The sequence below is a fragment of the Cupriavidus metallidurans CH34 genome, from assembly GCF_000196015.1.
Lineage (GTDB): Bacteria > Pseudomonadota > Gammaproteobacteria > Burkholderiales > Burkholderiaceae > Cupriavidus > Cupriavidus metallidurans.
Window position 1 is genome coordinate 139975 of sequence record NC_007973.1, and the last position, 15337, is coordinate 155311.

The 15337-nt window shown below is 65.4% G+C and carries 17 protein-coding genes; 10 read left to right on the forward strand and 7 right to left on the reverse strand.

The features are described 5' to 3' along the window. Positions 1-72: 72 nt before the first annotated feature. Positions 73-438: a hypothetical protein gene (locus RMET_RS00685; protein WP_008642831.1), complete on the forward strand. Its 366-nt coding sequence runs from the start codon at positions 73-75 to the stop codon at positions 436-438. Positions 439-479: 41 nt separating this feature from the next. On the opposite strand, the gene RMET_RS00690 is transcribed toward RMET_RS00685, so the two are convergent. Together RMET_RS00690 and RMET_RS00695 are read right to left on the reverse strand one after the other, a co-directional pair. Then, positions 480-1073: a response regulator transcription factor gene (locus RMET_RS00690; protein WP_008642829.1), complete on the reverse strand. Its 594-nt coding sequence runs from the start codon at positions 1071-1073 to the stop codon at positions 480-482. After that, positions 1073-2452: an ATP-binding protein gene (locus RMET_RS00695; RefSeq protein WP_011515053.1), complete on the reverse strand. Its 1380-nt coding sequence runs from the start codon at positions 2450-2452 to the stop codon at positions 1073-1075. The genes RMET_RS00690 and RMET_RS00695 overlap by 1 nt, the downstream gene beginning before the upstream one ends. A 181-nt stretch (positions 2453-2633) precedes the next feature. Between RMET_RS00695 and RMET_RS00700 the strand changes: the two genes are divergently transcribed. Beyond that, positions 2634-3122: a copper chaperone PCu(A)C gene (locus RMET_RS00700; protein ID WP_011515054.1), complete on the forward strand. Its 489-nt coding sequence runs from the start codon at positions 2634-2636 to the stop codon at positions 3120-3122. 85 nt (positions 3123-3207) lie between these two features. Here RMET_RS00700 and RMET_RS00705 read toward each other — a convergent pair whose 3' ends face one another. Beyond that, entirely contained in the window at positions 3208-4143 is a 936-nt protein-coding gene (locus RMET_RS00705; protein WP_008647224.1) for a LysR substrate-binding domain-containing protein, read from the reverse strand. Positions 4144-4197: 54 nt separating this feature from the next. Further along, on the reverse strand, positions 4198-4428 hold the full coding sequence (locus RMET_RS00710; RefSeq protein WP_029306785.1) for a cysteine-rich CWC family protein: 231 nt from the start codon (positions 4426-4428) through the stop codon (positions 4198-4200). 209 nt (positions 4429-4637) lie between these two features. Between RMET_RS00710 and argB the strand changes: the two genes are divergently transcribed. The 6 genes from argB (at position 4638) to RMET_RS00740 (ending at position 10233) form a co-directional block, all read left to right on the forward strand. Further along, the gene (gene argB / locus RMET_RS00715) at positions 4638-5555 is read left to right on the forward strand and encodes an acetylglutamate kinase (RefSeq protein WP_008647220.1); all 918 of its coding nucleotides are present in this window, start codon (positions 4638-4640) and stop codon (positions 5553-5555) included. A 64-nt stretch (positions 5556-5619) separates the two neighbouring features. Next, positions 5620-6624: a pyrimidine 5'-nucleotidase gene (locus RMET_RS00720; protein WP_011515057.1), complete on the forward strand. Its 1005-nt coding sequence runs from the start codon at positions 5620-5622 to the stop codon at positions 6622-6624. Continuing rightward, positions 6621-7271, forward strand: a complete 651-nt coding sequence (gene slmA / locus RMET_RS00725; protein ID WP_011515058.1) for a nucleoid occlusion factor SlmA — start codon at positions 6621-6623, stop codon at positions 7269-7271. The genes RMET_RS00720 and slmA overlap by 4 nt, the downstream gene beginning before the upstream one ends. A gap of 270 nt (positions 7272-7541) precedes the next feature. Continuing rightward, positions 7542-8714, forward strand: coding sequence for a homoserine O-succinyltransferase MetX (metX, locus tag RMET_RS00730; protein WP_008647216.1), 1173 nt, complete (start codon positions 7542-7544; stop codon positions 8712-8714). Next, positions 8711-9322 carry a methionine biosynthesis protein MetW gene (gene metW, locus RMET_RS00735; protein ID WP_008647215.1) on the forward strand — a complete coding sequence of 204 codons (612 nt, stop codon included), beginning with the start codon at positions 8711-8713 and terminating at the stop codon, positions 9320-9322. The genes metX and metW overlap by 4 nt, the downstream gene beginning before the upstream one ends. Before the next feature lie 92 nt (positions 9323-9414). Further along, a complete protein-coding gene (locus RMET_RS00740; protein ID WP_011515059.1) occupies positions 9415-10233 on the forward strand; it encodes an acyl-CoA thioesterase in 819 nt (272 codons plus the stop codon). A gap of 1 nt (position 10234) precedes the next feature. Here the strand turns inward: RMET_RS00740 and RMET_RS00745 are convergent, their stop codons facing one another. After that, complete coding sequence (locus RMET_RS00745) at positions 10235-11515, reverse strand: muropeptide transporter (protein ID WP_011515060.1); 1281 nt, start codon at positions 11513-11515, stop codon at positions 10235-10237. A 107-nt stretch (positions 11516-11622) separates the two neighbouring features. Here RMET_RS00745 and RMET_RS00750 point away from each other — a divergent pair, with 107 nt between their 5' ends. Beyond that, a complete protein-coding gene (locus RMET_RS00750; protein ID WP_035820371.1) occupies positions 11623-12588 on the forward strand; it encodes a M48 family metallopeptidase in 966 nt (321 codons plus the stop codon). A 73-nt stretch (positions 12589-12661) separates the two neighbouring features. On the opposite strand, the gene argC is transcribed toward RMET_RS00750, so the two are convergent. Next, a complete protein-coding gene (gene argC / locus RMET_RS00755) occupies positions 12662-13609 on the reverse strand; it encodes an N-acetyl-gamma-glutamyl-phosphate reductase (RefSeq protein WP_029306783.1) in 948 nt (315 codons plus the stop codon). Positions 13610-13834: 225 nt separating this feature from the next. Beyond that, positions 13835-14611, reverse strand: a complete 777-nt coding sequence (locus RMET_RS00760) for an exodeoxyribonuclease III (RefSeq protein ID WP_011515063.1) — start codon at positions 14609-14611, stop codon at positions 13835-13837. Positions 14612-14641: 30 nt separating this feature from the next. Here RMET_RS00760 and pyrE point away from each other — a divergent pair, with 30 nt between their 5' ends. Beyond that, complete coding sequence (gene pyrE, locus RMET_RS00765) at positions 14642-15319, forward strand: orotate phosphoribosyltransferase (protein WP_008647201.1); 678 nt, start codon at positions 14642-14644, stop codon at positions 15317-15319. The last annotated feature ends 18 nt before the right edge of the window (positions 15320-15337 follow it).

The window sequence follows — 15337 nt, forward strand, 5'->3', positions numbered from 1 at the left end:
GGTAAGCACACTGGCGCGGTTCTATCGGGAAATGAGACCCTTGCGCATCTTGATGGTCCTGGGAGTCTGCCCATGTCGCAGAACATTTCGCGAACCCCCTTTTTCCATCGCAACCAGGTGCGCAAGCGCCGAGTGGCGATGGCCACTGTTGGCGTTATGGCCGGCATTACCGCGGCAACGTTGTTCCTGTGTGTCCGTCCAACGATGGCGCAGCAGGGTGTCGCCGCATTGCCGGTGACAGATTCGGCCCATGCCGACCAGCCTGAACGTCGCGCCATGCACGAAGGTCAGGCCGCGGTGGCGGCCTTGGCGATGGCGTCCGGCGCGATGGTGACGCTGGCCGATCGCCATGCGACTGATGCCGTGCGCATTGCCGATGCGTCTGCGTCGGCGGATGCCGACGATCTTGGTTGGGATTACGTCCAGCTGCGCCTGTGAGCCAGTGCGATGGCCGCGCGGCTGGCGCGAGCCGGCCGGATTCAGCGTGAAACCGGCCGCTTGCCCAGCTTGCGCTGCAAGGTGCGCCGATGCATATTCAGCGCGCGCGCCGTGGCCGAGATATTGCCCCCATGCTCGGTGAGCACACGTTGAATATGCTCCCATTCGAGCCGTGCCACCGATAGCGGCACCGGTTCCTCCAGCGCGGCCTCGGCCGCATCCTCGGAAACACCCGCCATCAGCGCGGTCAGGATCGAGTCGACATTGGCCGGCTTGGCCAGATACTCATCAGCCCCTTGTTTGACCGCGGCCACGGCCGTGGCGATGCTTGCGTAGCCGGTCAGCACCAGGATGCGCGCATCGGGCAACGCCGCGCGCAGCGGCGCCACCAGATGCAATCCCGATTCCGAGGCTGACGTGCCGCCCGACTCCGGCGGCGGTCCCAGATGCAGATCCAGCGTGACGTAGGCGAATGGTGTCCTGCCGGCCAGGGCCAGCGCTTCGGCGCCGTTATGGGCGACCTGCACGGCATAGCCGCGGCGCGTGAGGGCGCGGGCCAGGGTGCCGGAAAAAACTTCGTCGTCATCGATGACGAGGAAGGGCATGGCGTCGTTGGAGGCGGTGACGTCGGTCATCACGGTTGGAAGTCGGGTTGTGCGGCGATGGCGCGTTCGGATGCGGCCGTGAGCGGAAGGCGAAGTTCGAGCACCGTGCCGCCCGCCGGATTGTCATGCCACGAGATCTGGCCGCCGAGCTGGCGCGCGGCGCTCTGCGCGAGGTACAGGCCGATGCCCTGGCCACCATGGGCGCTGGCCACCGGCGATTCGCCCAGCCTTGCGCGCAGCCCCGGCGGAAGGCCGTGGCCGTGATCAGTGACGCGGTACACCAGCGCATCGGCCTCGCGCGCGATGTCCAGCCGCAGCGGTGGCCCCTGGCGATGGTCATGCCCGGCGGCCTGCTGGCTGCGCGCGGCATTGTCGAGCGCGATCGTCAGGATCTGGCTGATGCGTGCCGTGTCCACGGCCTGCGCGGCCGCATCGGGCGCGGCACCGGCCTGCAGGCTTGCCTGTGGATGACGCAGTTGCCAGCGTTCGACGAACGGCGCCAGCCACGCATCGATTCGCTGCGGTGCCAGTGTTTCATGGTCGGCGCGCAGCCGGGCCAGGATCGAACGGCAGAGTTCAAGCTGCTGTTCCATCGTGCGGAGGTCGGCCTGGTAGTCGGCCACCGGTGTGTCGCTGCGATTCGTGTTCTCGGCGTCGGCACGCAGTTCCCCGGCGATCACGGCCAGCGTGGCCAGCGGGGTGCCGATCTCGTGCGCCACGGCGGCGGCCTGGTCATTGAGCGCCTCCACGCGCGCCTCGCGCAGCAGCAGCTCGCGCGCCTCGTTCAGTTGCGCGTCGCGCTGGCGCAGCGCGTTGGACAGCCGCGCCACGAAGAACGCGATCATCACCGCACTGGCCACAAAGTTGAGCCACATCCCGGCCAGGTGATAGTTCACCGCGTTGTCGGGGTTGTGCAGATCGAGCGGTATGTACTCGAGCAGCAGCATCGAATAGCAGGCCAGCGCGTACGCCGCGAGCGTCACCACCAGCCGCCACGGCAGGATGGCCGAGGCAATCGCCAGTCCGGGCAGGTAGAACGACACGAATGGATTGGTCGCGCCGCCCGTGTAGAACAAGATGGCCGACAGCGCGGTCAGGTCGACCATCATCTGCACCATCAGCTCGGCGTCGGACGGCGCCGTGCCGTGGCGCGTGTGCCAGTGCAGGCGCGCCACGGTGAACACGTTGAACACGGTCTGGACGGCGAACAGGAACAGCAGCGGCTTGTAGGGCAGGGCGATGCCGGCCAGCGACTCGCATGACACCAGCAGCAAGGCCTGGCCCGCCAGCAGCGCCCAGCGCAGCCAGCTAAGGCGGCGCAGGCTCACCAGGCTGTGACGCTGCGGCGCCGTGCCGATGGGCGGGGCGACGGAGGGCGGTAGGGTGGACATGACGATCGGGGGATGCATGGCGCGAGTGTAGCAATGCCGCGGATCGGCGCTTGCAACGTGCGACACAGTGCCGCATTCTGAACGGCGGGCGGCGCTGCCAGACTGCGAGGTTCAGATCGCGGCAAGACACGCGGGGTGCTGCGTGATCTAATGACCGCCCTCAACACCCAATTCGTGCTGAATCGTGGAGATGTTCCCTATGCAAGCCAAGTTCCGCGCGGCCCGCGCCGCATCGATCGCAACCCTCGCCCTGGCCGGTCTGCTGGCCAGCGCCCAGGCCATGGCGCAAGTCGACGTCAGCGACGCCTGGGTGCGCGGCACCGTGCCGGCGCAGACCGCGTCTGGCGCGTTCATGACGCTGCACGCGCATCAGGACGCCAAGCTGGTCGGCGTGTCGTCGCCGGTGGGCACCGCCGAACTGCATGAAATGAAGATGGAAAACAACGTCATGCGGATGCGCCAGATTCCCTCGCTGGATCTGCCGAAGATGCAGGACGTGCAACTGAAGCCGGGCGGCTATCACGTGATGCTGATGGGCCTGAAGCAGCAGCTCAAGGCGGGCGACACGGTGCCCATCACGCTGAAGTTCGAGCAGAACGGCAAGGTGGTCGAGCAGCAGGTGAGCGCGCAGGTTCGCGACATGACCGCTTCCGCGCAGGGTGGCGGCCACGGCGATCACAAGCACTGAAGCAGCGATGCGCTGATTTCCGGTGCTGATCCGGGTACGTTGAGCGTCGGCACCGGACCCCGTCAGGGGTCATCGGACGGGGTGGTCAGCCGCGCAGGCTGATCGCGTCGGAGCTTTCCGCTTCCGGCGCGACCGCTTGCAATACCCGTTCGCGTAGCCAGGTCAGTCCCGGGTCCGCGTCGGCCTTCGCCGGCCAGATCATGCAGAACGCGAAGCCGGGGATCGTGAACGGCGCCTCGAAGATCGCCAGACGGTCGTCTGCCAGCGCTTCCAGCGAGCGGCGCGCGGTGGTCAGGACCATGTTGGTGCCAAGGATCAGGCCGGGCGCCACGCTCCAGTGCGGCACGGTGCAGGCGATCTTGCGTCGCCCGCCCAGTCGGGTCACGGCCGCGTCGATGGCGTCCCCGCGCTCGGTGGCTGCGGTCACCAGCACGTGCGAGCGCGCCAGATAGGCCACGTGATCTAGCCGGCCCGTATCGCGAACCGTTGCGGCGTCCACGGCACATGCAAAATCGTCGTCGAACAGCACCGCGGTGCGCACGCCTTCCGGCTCGAATGCGAAGGCGCCGAATGCCAGGTCGATCTGGCCATCCGCTACCTGAGCGGTCATCGTTTCCAGACTGCCCTGCGTGACGGTGAGGTCAATATTGGGCGCGGCCTTGCGCACCGTGCGCAGCAGGCGCGGCAACACCACCAGCGAACCATAGTCGGACATCGCCAGCTTGAACGTCCGCCGGGCCGTGGCGGGCTGGAAGCCACCGGGCCCCAGCAGGATGCGGACCTGCGCGAGCGCCTCGGCCAGTGGCGCGGCCAGTTCGTGGGCGCGCGCGGTCAGCACCAGGCCGCCCTGGCCACGTACCAGCAGGGGATCGTCGAGCAACTGGCGCAGCCGCGCCAGCGAGTGGCTCACGGCGGGTTGACTGAGCTGCAGGCGCAGTGCGGCGCGCGAAATATGGCGTTCCGCAAGCAGCGCTTCCAGCACCACCAGAAGGTTGAGGTCGATTCCACGAAGGCTATTCATGCCGCGAATGTTAAACCGAACTTGGGGTGTTTGGGCATTCGCTGCTCTAAAAATTCAATCTGGAGCAACGGCGTCCTGGGGGACGTCGTCCTGCCGCTGCCGAAGGCAGGTTGGACACAGGCAATGTTGGCCCGCCACGATCTTGCGCGACGGCAGCAGCGGCAGGCTGGCGCACCAGCATTCGGGCAGCCCGGCCACGTAGCCACAGACGAACGCGGCGCCGCAACGGCTGCAATGTTCGACCGGGCGCAACTGGCCTGTCTGGATCGTCGACGGATCGGTCATCGTATGCCACTCATCCGGATTGCAATGTGGTCGCGGGTTTCTTGTAAAATCGGCGCCTGCCGTGGCCGGATGGCGCACCCGGGGGGATCCCCGTGACGCGCTGCTTCCCAGACGGCTATTGCCGCAACGCCGGCCTCGCGCGTCCTTTGCCTGTCCGGCGGACGATTAGTCATGATACCTGCTCCACATCACACGGAATGTCCAAAGCCATGAACGCTGACAATCCTGAGCCTGCTACCAAGTCGGTTGCGGCCATCGCTCCCTCCCTCAAGGCTGAAATCCTTGCCGAGGCGCTGCCTTATATCCGGAAGTTCCACGGCAAGACCATCGTGGTCAAGTACGGTGGCAACGCGATGACGGAAGAGAAACTCAAGCACGGTTTCGCGCGCGACGTGATCCTGCTGAAGCTCGTCGGCATGAACCCGGTGGTTGTGCACGGCGGTGGCCCGCAGATCGACGAGGCGCTCAAGAAGGTCGGCAAGGTCGGCACGTTCATCCAGGGGATGCGCGTGACCGACGAAGAGACGATGGAAGTGGTCGAATGGGTGCTCGGCGGCGAAGTCCAGCAGGACATCGTCATGCTGATCAACCAGTACGGCGGCCAGGCCGTGGGCCTGACCGGCAAGGACGGCGGGCTGATCCGCGCCAAGCGTCTGCAGATGCCGGACCGCGAGAACCCGGGCACCTTCATCGACATCGGCTACGTGGGTGATATCGAGGCGATCAACCCGGCCGTGGTGAAGGCGCTGCAGGACGATGCCTTCATCCCCGTGATCTCGCCGATCGGTTTCTCCGACGATGGCCAGGCCTACAACATCAACGCCGATGTGGTGGCTGGCAAGATGGCCGAGATCCTCAAGGCCGAGAAGCTCGTCATGATGACGAACATCCCGGGCGTGATGGACAAGAAGGGCAACCTGCTGACCGACCTGTCCGCGCGCGAGATTGAGGAACTGTTCGCCGACGGCACGATCTCGGGCGGCATGCTGCCGAAGATCTCGTCGGCGCTCGACGCGGCCAAGAGTGGTGTGCACTCGGTGCACATCATCGACGGCCGCATCGAACACTCGCTGCTGCTCGAAATCCTGACCGAACAGGCCTTCGGCACGATGATCCGCTCGCACTGAGCGCGTCATAGGGGAATCCGCCGCGTGCGGGTTCCCGCCTCTTCCTCCATTTCCAGATACCCGCGTGTTCATTCGTCAGCCCACCCAGCGTCGCGGCGTAGAACGCGCTCGCCTGCATTCCTCCCACCGGCCGCGGCGCCATCTGGTCCGCGGCGTGGCCGGCAACACGTCTGGCGACACCGTCTGGCTGTTCGATCTCGACAACACGCTGCACGATGCCTCGCACGCCATCTTTCCGGCGATCAACCGACTGATGACGGCCTACGTGGCGCGTGTGCTCGGCTGCGACGACGCTACGGCCAGCCGGGTGCGCGTCGACTACTGGCAGCGCTACGGCGCCACGCTGCTCGGCATGGTCCGCCACCATCAGGTCGATCCGGCGGACTTCCTGCGCGCCGCGCATGATTTCCCCGAGCTGGCGGACATGGTGCGCGTGCGACGAGGTCTGGTGGCCGCACTGCGCCAGTTGCCGGGGCGGAAGATCCTGGTCACGAACGCACCGCGCAACTACGCGCGCAGCGTGATGGCGATCGCTGGCATCGATCGATGTTTCGAGCGGGTCGTGGCCATCGAGGACATGTGGGTGCACGGACACCTGCGTCCGAAACCGGACCGCCGCATGATGCTGCGATTGCTGGCGCAGATCGGCGTGGCGCCGCACCGGGCGGTACTGGTGGAAGACACGCTGTCGCACCTCAAGCACTATGCGGGGTCGGGTATCCGCAGGGCCTGGGTGACCGGCTACCTGCGCACGATCGCGCCGTCACGGCCGCACGTGGTGGTGCCGGCTCAGGACGCCAGCGTGCCCGGCGCGGCGCGTGACGCGGTCACTCGCTCGACGCTGGCTGCCGAAGACCGCCAGCGCGTGGCGCATCTGGCGCAGGAACGGTCGGTGACGCTGGTGGCGGCCGAGAGCCAGGACCCCACCCGTGCGGCAACCACGCCACAGTCGCAGCCCGATCATTTGCCGCGTATGCGGGCACGCGTGACGAATCGGCCCGGCTATGTGGACATAAAAGTACAATCGATGCATCAACTCCTACGACGAATGTGGAGAACCGGGTCATGACTCAAACCATTTCAAGCCAGGCAGAGGCGGACACGCCCGCTGGCCACTCGCCGGAAGCGGCGCCCGCGCGCAAGCGTCCGCGCCCGGGTGAACGCCGTATCCAGATCCTCCAGACGCTGGCAGGGATGCTCGAACACCCGCGCGGGGAAAAGATCACCACCGCGGCGCTGGCTGCGAAGCTCTCGGTATCCGAGGCCGCGCTGTACCGGCACTTTGCCAGCAAGGCGCAGATGTTCGAAGGCCTGATCGGCTTCATCGAGCAGACCGTCTTCGGCCTGATCAACCAGATCACCACGCAGGAAGAGCATGGGCTGCGCCAGGCGCAGGCGATCGTGCGCATGCTGCTGTCGTTCGCCGAGAAGAACCCCGGCATGACGCGTGTGCTGACTGGCGAGGCGCTCGTCGGCGAACACGAGCGCTTGCAGGAGCGCATCAACCAGATGATCGACCGTATCGAGGCGTCGCTGCGTCAGTGTCTGAAGGTGGCCGTCAGTCAGGCGGCGTTTCCGCCCGATGCCGATATTCCGTTGCGCGTGGCGCTGATCACGGCGGCCGTGCAGGGGCACTGGCATCGCTTCGTGAAGAGCGGTTTCCGCAAGGCGCCGACCGAGAATATCGATGCGCAACTGCGCATCCTGCTGGGCTGATCCGAACAGGAGCAGGCACAAAAAACGGTTTGCACTATAATGTGCGGGTCGCGCCGATTTGATGACTGGCTTGCGGGCGCGCGGCGATGGGAAGGGAAGTCTTCCGGTTGCCAATATAAATGCGGCTAAAGAGGTTGGGTCGGTGCCTCGCGGAAGATTCATGCATGGCACCGGCACGCGGGACACCGCGAACGCCCGACTTGGCTGCGAAGCATCACACGCACTGCCAGTCGGGTTTTTTTATGCCTGCCTCACTCGCGGGCCCCGCTCATGACCGATGTCGCTCCTCCCGCTGGTGTGCTCGACGTGCCGACCGATTCCGTCGGTGTCGTTACGCCCCAGCGCATGCATTTTTCGGAGCCGCTGCAGCTCCGCAACGGCAGCCAGATCGCCGACTACGACCTGATGGTCGAAACCTACGGCACGCTGAACGCCGCGCGGACCAATGCCGTGCTGGTCTGTCACGCGCTCAACGCCTCGCACCACGTCGCCGGCATCGCCGCGGACAATCCGCGCGATATCGGCTGGTGGGACAACATGGTGGGCCCCGGCAAGCCGCTCGACACCAACCGCTTCTTCGTGATCGGCGTGAACAACCTCGGCTCGTGCTTCGGATCGACCGGGCCGATGAGCACCAATCCGTCGACCGGGGCGCCGTATGGCGCGTTGTTCCCGGTGGTGACGGTGGAAGACTGGGTCAACGCGCAGGCGCGCGTGGCCGACATATTCGGCATTCAACAGTTCGCCGCCGTGATGGGCGGCAGCCTGGGCGGCATGCAGGCGCTGGCCTGGAGCCTGATGTATCCGGAGCGGCTGCGCCACTGCATCGTGGTGGCTTCCACGCCGAAACTGTCCGCGCAGAACATCGCGTTCAACGAGGTCGCGCGCAGTTCCATCCTGTCGGACCCGGATTTCCACGGCGGCAACTACTACGCGCACAACGTCAAGCCGAAGCGCGGCCTGCGCGTGGCGCGGATGATCGGCCATATCACCTATCTGTCCGACGAGGACATGGCCGAGAAATTCGGCCGCTCGCTGAAGGCCGAGGACATCCGCTTCTCGTTTGACGTCGAGTTCCAGGTGGAAAGCTACCTGCGTTACCAGGGCGACAAATTCGCCGAGTACTTCGACGCGAATACCTACCTGCTGATCACGCGCGCGCTCGACTACTTCGATCCGGCGCTGGCGCACGGTGGCGACCTGACGCGCGCCATGGCGCAGACGCAGGCCGGCTTCCTGGTCGTCAGTTTCACCACGGACTGGCGCTTTGCGCCGAACCGCAGCCGCGAGATCGTCAAGGCGCTGCTCGACAACAAGCGACCGGTGTCGTACGCGGAGATCGACGCTCCGCACGGCCACGATGCCTTCCTGCTCGACGACGCCCGCTATCACAACCTGATGCGCGCCTACTACGACCGCATCGCAGAGGAGATCGGCGCATGAACGCGGCTTCCAATCCGAATATCCTCGCGCTGCGTCCGGACTTCCGCGCTATCGCGCGCTGGATCGAACCGAACTCCACCGTGCTCGACGCCGGCTGCGGCGACGGCAGCCTGCTGCGCGTGCTGCAGGACGAACTGGACGTTCAGGCCTACGGCATCGAGATCCGCGATGAAGAGGTACTGGCTTGCGCCCAGAAGGGGGTGCATGTCATCCAGCAGAACCTGGAAGGGGGGCTGGCGCTGTTCGAGGACCAGAGCTTTGACACGGTGATCCTGTCCCAGACGCTGCAGACCATCCACAACACGGCCCAGGTGCTGCGCGACACCCTGCGCGTGGGCCGCGAGTGCATCGTCTCGTTCCCGAACTTCGGCTACTGGCCGCACCGGCTGTCGGTGTTTCGTGGCCGGATGCCGGTGTCCGAGTCGCTGCCGTACCAGTGGTACAACACGCCGAACGTGCGTGTGCTGACGATCAGCGATTTCGAGGCGCTGGCGCCCAAGGTGGGCCTGCGCGTGCTCGACCGCGTGGTGATGCATGAGGGTGTGACGGTGAACTGGGGCGTCAACTGGCGCGGCAGCCTGGCGGTGTACCGAGTCTGCGCGGTCTGATGGGGTATCGGTCCGATGAGTCGATAGCTTGACGCAAGCCTCTGGCAGGCATACCGTACGTGAGTTACCGAACGATCGTACTATTTCCTGCCATGACGCAAGCGCCCCTGCATCCACTCGATCAAGCACTGAAGCTCGAACCCGCTGGCGAACATCGCTATGTGGGCCATACCAGCCAGGCTTACTGGAACATGATCGGCCCGTTCGGCGGAGCCACCGCGGCCGTGATGCTGCAGGCCGCCCTGGTGCACCCAGAGCGCCTGGGCGACCCGATTGCGCTCACCGTCAACTTTGCGGGGCCGATTGGGGAGGGTGACTTCGAGGTCGAGGCGCGGCCGTCGCGCACCAATCGCTCGACCCAGCACTGGCATCTGGAACTGCGTCAGAACGGCGAGGTGACGACCACCGGCAGCGCCGTGTTTGCCGTGCGTCGCCAAACCTGGAATTCGGGCGAGGCCGTGATGCCGCAGGTGCCCGCCGCCGAATCGCTGCCGGTCATGAGCGGTTTCGCGCCGGTGAAGTGGCTGGGCAGCTATGACATTCGGGCAGTCCGCGGCGCCAAGCCGACCACGGCCCCCGGGACCGAGAACCCCGACAGCCTGTCCCAGTTCTGGATTCGGGACGAACCGGCACGCACGCCCGACTATGCGTCGATGGCGGCATGGTGCGACGCGTTCTATCCGCGCATCTTCCTCAAGCGCGCGGGCTTCGTGCCGGCGGGCACGGTATCCCTGACCACATATTTCCATGCCGATGCCGCCACGCTGGCGGCAGTTGGCGACAGCCATGTGCTGGGCTGCGCGCAGGCGCGCGTGTTCCGCCAGGGCTTCTTCGACCAGAGCGCGGAGATCTGGAGCGCGAGCGGCGAGTTGCTCGCTACCTCGCACCAGATCGTCTACTACAAGGAATAAGTTACGCCGGGCGCGGCACCGCAGGTTCTGCCGGTTCCCGCGCCTGCGCTTCGTAGCGGTGGACGGTGTTGCGCATGGCCCAGAGCAGCGCAACGCCGGGCACGGCCGCGATGACGGTGCCAAGGTAGAACGGCGCCCATCCCCAGGCTTCGACCATGTAGCCGGAGGTCGGCCCCACGTAGACGCGTCCGATCGACGCCAGCGCAGATAGCAGCGCGTACTGGGTGGCCGAGAATGACCGGTTGCACAGCGTCATCAGCAGCGCCACGAAGGCCGCGGTGCCCATGCCGCCGCAGAGGTTTTCGACGGCGATCGTCGCACCCATCGTCCACAGGTGCGGCGGCGTGACGGACAGGATCCAGTAGCCCAGATTCGACACGCCCTGCAGGATGCCGAACAGCATCAGCGAACGGTACAGGCCCAGGCGCACCATCAGCGAACCGCCGAACAGCGCGCCGATGATCGTCGCGGCCAGCCCCAGCGTCTTGTTGACGATGCCGACCTCGCCCGGATCGAAGCCCAGGCCGCGAATCAGGAACGTGGTCGACAGGCTGCCCGCGAAGGCGTCGCCGAGCTTGTACAGCACGATCAGCAGCAGCAGCCACCACGCGCCCTGGCGGCCAAAGAAATCGCGCAGCGGACCGACTACCGCTTCTTCCAGCGAGCGCGGCGCGCGCGCCGGGACGTCCGGCTCCGGCGCCCAGATCAGCGTGACCAGCCCAACGCTCATCAGCGCCGCCATCAGCAGGTACATGTGTGGCCACCCCAGCACGCGATCGGCCAGATAGAGCGCCAGCCCACCCGACACCAGCATCGCCAGCCGGTAGCCGAGCACCTTGACCGCCGCGCCGGCGCCGCGCTCGGACGGGCGTAGCACGTCGGTGCTGTAGGCATCGAACACGATGTCCTGCGAAGCCGACAGGAAGGCGACCAGTGTGGCCAGCGCGGCCAGCGCCCACAGTGCCTCGTGGGGTGGGCAAAACGCCATCGCCGCGATGCTGCCCACCAGCCCGAGCTGCGTGACCAGCAGCCAACCGCGCCGACGGCCCAGTAGCGGCGGCGTGAAGCGGTCCATCAGCGGAGCCCAGAGGAACTTGAAGATATAGGCCTGGCCGACCAGCGAGAAAAAGCCGATCGTCTTGATGTCCAGCCCTTCGACCGTCATCCACGCCTGCAGCGTGCCCGAGGTCAGCGCCAGGGGGAGTCCGGAGGCAAAACCGAGCGTCAGCATGGCCCCGATGCGGCGATTGCGGAAGATGTCGAGATAGTCTTGAAAAGTCATGATGGCGAGGACGGCGCGCGGCTGGCTGTGTATTATTGCATCACCAATTCCGCGCCCCCGAACAAGTCGAAATTTTCTACCCAGCGAGCCCTGCCTTGAACCCGAACGTGTCCGACACATCGTGCCGGTTGCGCCAGCAGGCCGTGGCCGCAGCCTTCGTACTGGCTGCCGCGCTGGGCGCCGCGCATCCGCTTCCCGCGCGGGCGCAGGGAGTTGCCGTGGTTTCCGCGCCCGACGATGGCGTGCGGGTTGATCGCCGCTATTCGAAGGTGCGGGACATCGTGCCGATGGAGGTGATCGACCAGCAGGCGGCGCGCGAGTACGAACAGGTCAAGCAGGAAGCGATCGCCAAGCACACGCTGGTCGACGAAGACGATCCGCAGGTGAAGCGCCTGCGCGAGATCGGCATCCGGCTGCTGCCGCAGACCGTGCTCTGGAATCCGCGCGCCGGGCGCTGGGCCTGGGAAATCAACCTGATCCGGTCCAAGCAGGTCAACGCCTTCTGCATGCCGGGTGGCAAGATGGCCGTCTATTCCGGCCTGCTCGATGAGCTCAATCTGACCGACGACGAAGTGGCCATGGTCATGGGCCACGAGATCTCGCACGCATTGGAAGAACACGCCCGCCAGCGCGCGGCGCAGGCCGAGATCTCGAACCTGGGCGCAAACGTGGTGTCGCAACTGACCGGCTTCGGCAACCTTGGCAATATGGATATCGGCTCCAATGCCAAGATGCTGTCGCTGCGCTTTTCGCGTCAGGAAGAGACCGAAGCCGACCTGATCGGCATGGATATCGCCGCGCGCGCCGGGTATGACCCCCGCGCGGCCATCACGCTTTGGCAGAAGATGGGCGCAGTGCTCAAGGCCGGCGACGAGTTCACCTCGACCCATCCGTCCGGCCGCAGCCGGATCGCCGTGCTTCAGGCGCATATGAATGAAGTGCTGCCGCTCTATGCCAAGGCCATGAATATGCCGATGGAAAAGCTGCCGCCTTACAAGGCCAATATGGCTGACCTGCACGACGCGCCGGTCGACGCGGGTGACGAGGATCTCCAGCATCCGCTGAAAAAGTAGCGGCGGTGGCCCGGACGGGCGAAAAAAAACCGGCTCAGATCGAGCCGGTTTTTCTTTTGAAGCGGGCGAGACCTCAGGCAACGAGCCCCGTGGCTTCGTCGGCGCCGATATGGACGTTCATGCATTGCACGGCCGCACCGGCCGCACCCTTGCCGAGGTTGTCCAGGCGCGCCACCAGGTTCAGGCGTTCTTCGTTGCCGAAGACGAACAGGTCCACGCGGTTGGTGTCGTTGTTCGCCTGGACGTCGAAGAAGCCGTTGTCCAGATTGGCGTCGCTGTTGAACGGATGGACGCGCACGAACTGCTCGCCTTCATAGTGCTTGCGGTAGATGTCGAGGATGGCTTCCGCATCGGCCTTGCGCGACAGCAGCCCCGGATACACCGGCACCGTCACGGCCAGACCCTTCAGGAAGTTGCCGACGATCGGGTTGAAGATCGGCGCCTGCGACAGGCCGGTCTGCACACGCATTTCCGGCAGGTGCTTGTGCGCCAGACCCAGCGCGTACGGACGCGGGCTCATCAGCTTCGGATTTCCGCCGGCTTCGAACTCCGCGATCATCGACTTGCCGCCGCCGCTGTAACCGGTCAGCGAGAACGCCGAAGCCGGATAGTCGGCAGGCATCAGGCCGGCTTCCACCAGCGGACGCACGGCCAGCACGAACGCGCTGGCGTGGCAGCCCGGCACGGCGATGCGCTTGCTGCTGCGCACCTTCTCGCGCTGGCCACGGGTCAGTTCCGGCAGGCCGTAGGCCCAGTTGTCAGCCGTGCGGAACGCCGTGCTGGCGTCGATCACGCAGGTGTCGGGGTTGGTCACCAGCGACACGGCCTCGCGCGAGGCCACGTCCGGCAGGCACAGGAAAGAGACGTCCGAGGCGTTCAGGAATCGTGCTCGCTCCTGCGGGTCCTTGCGCTTGTCATCGGCAATGCGCAGCAGTTCCACATCGGTGCGACCCGAGAGATAGTCAAGCAGCCGGAGACCGGTGGTGCCTTCCTGACCATCGACGAACACTTTGAAAACCATGGCGGACTCACTCTGAAAAATGCGAAAAGTCTCGCGTCCTTGGGGGCGGAGAACCAGCATTGTAGCGAGGTTGGGTGTCTGGTGCAGGGTTTACGCGAGAGCGGCGGCCGCAGCCATCCGATCAGGCTGCTGAAGCTGCTGGACCGTCACCCGAACCTGTTCGATGAGACGCGCGCCATCTGAAGGCGGACGGCACCCCCGGCGTTGCGCCGGGGGATGCGCACATCACAACGGAAAATCGTAATCGATCGACAGCGGGGCGTGGTCGCTGAACTTCTCGTCCTTGTAGATCGACGTAGCCTTGGCGGTAGCCGCGATTTTCGCCGTGGTCAGGTGGTAATCGATGCGCCACCCCACGTTCTTCGCGTACGCCTGACCGCGGTTGCTCCACCATGTGTACTGTTCGGGGCGCGGGTCCAGCTGGCGGAATACGTCGACATAGCCGTGGTTGTCGAACAGTTCGCCGATCCAGGCGCGCTCTTCGGGCAGGAAACCGGAGTTTTTCAGGTTGCCCTTCCAGTTCTTGATGTCGATTTCCTTGTGGGCGATGTTCACGTCACCGCACAGCACGATCTCGCGGCCGCTGGCTTTCAGCTCCAGCAGGTGCGGCAGGAAGGCTTCCATAAAGCGGAACTTGGCCTGCTGGCGCTCCTCCGAGCTTGAGCCGGAAGGCACGTAGACCGAGATCACGGCGAGGTGCGGATACTGCACTTCGACGTAGCGACCCTCAGCATCGAACTCCGTATTGCCGAAGCCGATGATCACGCGCTCCGGCTTGTGGCGGGTATAGAGGCCCACGCCGCTGTAGCCTTTTTTCTCGGCATAGTGGAAGTAGCCGTGATAGCCGTGTGGCGCCAGGAACGCCTCGGTCATGTCGGCTTCCTGGGCCTTGAGTTCCTGAACGCAGACCATGTCCGCTTCCTGCTTGCCCATCCACTCGAAGAAGCCTTTCTTGGAGGCGGAGCGGATGCCGTTGAGGTTGGCGCTGATAATCCGTAACATCTCGGGAAATTTTGAATTCAGAGAGAAAAGATGACGCAGCAGACGACGCCGGACGACCTTAGCCAGTCCTTCATCCGCTTTGCACTGGACGCGGGCGTGCTGTCCTTCGGCGAGTTCGTGACCAAGGCTGGCCGCAAGTCGCCGTACTTCTTCAACGCCGGTTTGTTCAACCAGGGCGCGATGCTGGGCCAGGTGGCGCAATTCTACGCGAAGACCCTGCTGGAATCGGGCGTGCAGTTCGACGTGCTGTTCGGGCCGGCCTACAAGGGCATCACCCTGGCCTCCGCCACGGCGGTGGCGCTGGCCGGTATGGGGCGTGACGTCGGCTTCTCCTACAACCGCAAGGAAGCGAAGGACCATGGCGAAGGCGGCACACTGGTCGGCGCCAAGCTTCAGGGCAAGGTCGTGATCATTGACGACGTGATCTCCGCCGGTACCTCGGTGCGCGAGTCGATGCAACTGATTCGCGCCGCGGGCGCCGAGCCTGCCGCCGTGCTGATCGCGCTGGACCGCATGGAAAAGAGCGGCACGGCCGACAACATCGGCACGCATTCGGCGGTGCAGGATGTGCAGCGCGAGTACGGCATTCCGGTGATCGCGATCGCCACGCTCAAGGACCTGCTGGCGTATCTGGATGCGTCGAAAGACCCGTCGCTCGGGAACTCCCGGGAGGCTGTGGCAGCCTATCGTCAGAAGTACGGCGTCTGACAACGAACACGGCCCCGG

Coding starts and splice junctions, on each gene's coding strand:
- slmA (WP_011515058.1), top strand. CDS start 6,621: ATGACTCAAACCATTTCAAGCCAGGCAGAGGCGGACACGCCCGCTGGC.
- metW (WP_008647215.1), top strand. CDS start 8,711: ATGAACGCGGCTTCCAATCCGAATATCCTCGCGCTGCGTCCGGACTTC.
- RMET_RS00685 (WP_008642831.1), top strand. CDS start 73: ATGTCGCAGAACATTTCGCGAACCCCCTTTTTCCATCGCAACCAGGTG.
- argC (WP_029306783.1), bottom strand. CDS start 13,609: ATGGTTTTCAAAGTGTTCGTCGATGGTCAGGAAGGCACCACCGGTCTC.
- RMET_RS00690 (WP_008642829.1), bottom strand. CDS start 1,073: ATGACCGACGTCACCGCCTCCAACGACGCCATGCCCTTCCTCGTCATC.
- pyrE (WP_008647201.1), top strand. CDS start 14,642: ATGACGCAGCAGACGACGCCGGACGACCTTAGCCAGTCCTTCATCCGC.
- RMET_RS00700 (WP_011515054.1), top strand. CDS start 2,634: ATGCAAGCCAAGTTCCGCGCGGCCCGCGCCGCATCGATCGCAACCCTC.
- RMET_RS00695 (WP_011515053.1), bottom strand. CDS start 2,452: ATGCATCCCCCGATCGTCATGTCCACCCTACCGCCCTCCGTCGCCCCG.
- RMET_RS00705 (WP_008647224.1), bottom strand. CDS start 4,143: ATGAATAGCCTTCGTGGAATCGACCTCAACCTTCTGGTGGTGCTGGAA.
- RMET_RS00745 (WP_011515060.1), bottom strand. CDS start 11,515: ATGACTTTTCAAGACTATCTCGACATCTTCCGCAATCGCCGCATCGGG.
- argB (WP_008647220.1), top strand. CDS start 4,638: ATGAACGCTGACAATCCTGAGCCTGCTACCAAGTCGGTTGCGGCCATC.
- RMET_RS00710 (WP_029306785.1), bottom strand. CDS start 4,428: ATGACCGATCCGTCGACGATCCAGACAGGCCAGTTGCGCCCGGTCGAA.
- RMET_RS00740 (WP_011515059.1), top strand. CDS start 9,415: ATGACGCAAGCGCCCCTGCATCCACTCGATCAAGCACTGAAGCTCGAA.
- metX (WP_008647216.1), top strand. CDS start 7,542: ATGACCGATGTCGCTCCTCCCGCTGGTGTGCTCGACGTGCCGACCGAT.
- RMET_RS00760 (WP_011515063.1), bottom strand. CDS start 14,611: ATGTTACGGATTATCAGCGCCAACCTCAACGGCATCCGCTCCGCCTCC.